The sequence below is a fragment of the Pseudonocardia nigra genome, from assembly GCF_019396355.1.
Taxonomy (GTDB): domain Bacteria; phylum Actinomycetota; class Actinomycetes; order Mycobacteriales; family Pseudonocardiaceae; genus Pseudonocardia; species Pseudonocardia nigra.
The window spans coordinates 1-1140 of record NZ_JAHKRK010000487.1 but is presented as its reverse complement, the minus strand read 5'-3'; the positions used below and the strand labels follow the sequence as shown (position 1 = coordinate 1140).

Genomic DNA, 1140 nt, shown 5'->3' with positions numbered 1-1140 from the left:
CCCTGCCGCACAGCTCCGGCGCCGTGGAAGGTTCAGTGAACCGGATCAAGATGATCAAGCGACAGATGTACGGCAGGGCCGGCTTCAACCTGCTCCGCAAACGAGTCCTACTCGCACGCTGACCCCCCAAGCGCCGCCGGGGGTCGAGACGATCACGAAACGTGGGCCAGATCCAGATCCAGTTCAGAGTGCTACAGCCATCCTCGTGGAGCTGTGCGTTTGCCTTCTTCGCCTGCTTCCCGCCGAGGTTGCGCGGCTGCTTGTCCCGGGCCCGTGGTCACGCCCGCCTCGCTAGGCTTCTGCCCCTCGGCCCGAGCCTGCTTGGCCTTGGCGCGCCGCTCGCCCGGGTCACCTTTGCGTATCACTCGGAGCCCTCCTTGCCGTGCCGTTCACTCGTGAACCTGGGTAATCCGCGAATCCGCCGGTTACCCCTGCCAGCTCGGGCTCATGTGGGCAGGAGCCGGCGCAGAGGACGGCCACGGGTTCTGAGCAGTGGAGGCAGCTGCGGCGGACGCCTCCTCGTGGACGCAGCCGGAGCCAGGCGCGCTGTCCTGCGTCGGTTCGTTCAGGGACTTCGCCAGCAGGTCTCGGAGCGTCGCATGCTCGTATCGGCTCAATCGCGCTGTTGGCGCCGCGTACGTGGCTGCCTCGACCAGCTCGCGACGGACTCGACGGCCCTCGGGTGTGAGCGCGACGAGCTTGACGCGGCGATTACCCACGACGGCGGTGCGGCGGGCGAGGCCGCGCCGTTCGAGCTTGTCGACGAGCAAAGTCACTGTCGAGGGGTCGCAGCGCAGGGAGACTGCGAGCGAGCGCATCGACGGCGCGGCCCGATCGGGGTCGAGCTGCCACAGTGCGTTGGCCAGAACGGGTGTGAGTTCCAGGTCGATCAGCCAGGCCGCGATGGCGGCACTGGTGCGGCTGGCTGCGGTCAGCAGGAGGTCGACCACATCATAGGTCAGCTCATCGGGCTGGGTGGCTGCCGAAAACGCCACCTCGTCGTGGCCGCTCATCCGGGGTTCCGCAGCTGACCATTCGTCTAGACACGGAAAGTGGTACTTGACCTGCGGATACAGCTGATGGCCGCCCGGTGCCCGTGTGTCCAGGCGGAACTATCTCTGCAGGTCACAGCCACGGCGA

1 protein-coding gene is annotated in these 1140 nt (G+C 67.1%); it reads right to left on the bottom strand.

The window, feature by feature from the left end; genetic code table 11:
* Positions 1–425: 425 nt before the first annotated feature.
* Positions 426–1013: a MarR family winged helix-turn-helix transcriptional regulator gene (locus tag KME75_RS41785; RefSeq protein WP_219420548.1), complete on the bottom strand. Its 588-nt coding sequence runs from the start codon at positions 1011–1013 to the stop codon at positions 426–428.
* Positions 1014–1140: the final 127 nt, after the last annotated feature.

Excerpts from the sequence above, each read along its gene's own strand:
- KME75_RS41785 (WP_219420548.1), bottom strand. The coding sequence starts at position 1,013 with ATGAGCGGCCACGACGAGGTGGCGTTTTCGGCAGCCACCCAGCCCGAT.